At 35.4% G+C, this 1,177-nt stretch carries 1 protein-coding gene and 2 rRNA genes; all 3 read right to left on the bottom strand.

All coding sequences use genetic code 11. The features are described 5' to 3' along the window. The coding region (locus tag D2K40_RS16250; protein WP_162879264.1) for a hypothetical protein at nucleotides 1–696 on the bottom strand (696 nt) is incomplete at its 3' end. Between the two features lie 173 nt (nucleotides 697–869). After that, nucleotides 870–985 (bottom strand): 5S ribosomal RNA (gene rrf / locus D2K40_RS16245). Nucleotides 986–1,050: 65 nt separating this feature from the next. Continuing rightward, nucleotides 1,051–1,177 (bottom strand): 23S ribosomal RNA (locus tag D2K40_RS16240); the annotation flags it as partial.

Genomic DNA, 1,177 nt, shown 5'->3' with positions numbered 1-1,177 from the left:
TGCCTTTTTCTTTCCTAACGAACAGCGCTGGGAACGAAAGTGACGTCGCTTATATCCGACTTCTTTTCCTGAAAAAAATTGTCTTTTTCCACTAGTAGGTTCTGAAAGAACCGCAAGGTGACGAAGACCTAAATCTACACCTACAGGTGTATAATCAACAAAGTCTTTCTTTACTTCTTTATGTGTTTCAGTGAAGTATAATTCAGAGCTTACTTGGATAGGAATAGCAATGTACCAATCTCTTCCTTTTCGGAACAATTCCATTGTTCCGCGGTGCTCTTTGTTTTCTTTTAATAGAAAAGGAAAATACATTTTTACATCTTCGCTTTCTACAACAGGAATGCTTTTCTTTCCTAAATTTGATGTGAAAGCAATATACCATTTTCCGTTTTTTTCAACGCTGTTCCAATTTTGATTATTGATTTTAATGCCAAGTGAATTTTTAAATGTAGGAAGTGTTTTTGCTTTTCCTTTTTTGAAATCTGAAATAGCTTTTCTAGCACGACGAATCGCTTCGTTTTTAATGGCAGATTTAAAATTAAAATTCACATTTTTAGAAGAAAGCTTTTCACTGTTATGAAGGCGTTTTACACAATTATTAACACAAGTAGCAAACTCTGTTTGCTCTTGTACGAAGTGTTTGTGTTTTTTCTTTGTTACGTTTTGAAGCCTCACTAGGATAGTTTTTGTTGCCATTTTTTTCACCTCCTTGTTCACATTATACCGAACAAGTGTTTGAAAATCACTTCAAATTATCGTAAATATGTAAAAATAGAACTTCCTTTAAATTAGAAGTTATTTTTTACACTTAACATTGCTAACAAAATAAAAAAACACCCATTACATAAGTAATAGATGTTTTACAGTATGCTTAGCGACGTCCTACTCTCGCAGGGGCAAAGCCCCAACTACCATGGGCGCTGAAGAGCTTAACTACTGTGTTCGGCATGGGAACAGGTGTGACCTCTTCGCTATTGTCACTAAATCAAGTTTATTGAAGGTAGTACCTTCAAAACTAGATAAGAAGTACAACAAGACAACATATATATTATAGTTAAGTCCTCGATCTATTAGTATTCGTCAGCTACACGTGTCACCACGCTTCCACCTCGAACCTATCAACCTCATCGTCTCTGAGGGATCTTACTCTAAATGATGAGAAGTCTCATCTTGAGGG

This window comes from Paraliobacillus quinghaiensis, assembly GCF_003426025.1.
GTDB lineage: Bacteria > Bacillota > Bacilli > Bacillales > Amphibacillaceae > Paraliobacillus_A > Paraliobacillus_A quinghaiensis.
The sequence above is the reverse complement of the archived record's forward strand: the minus strand, read 5'-3'. Positions and strand labels throughout refer to the sequence as shown.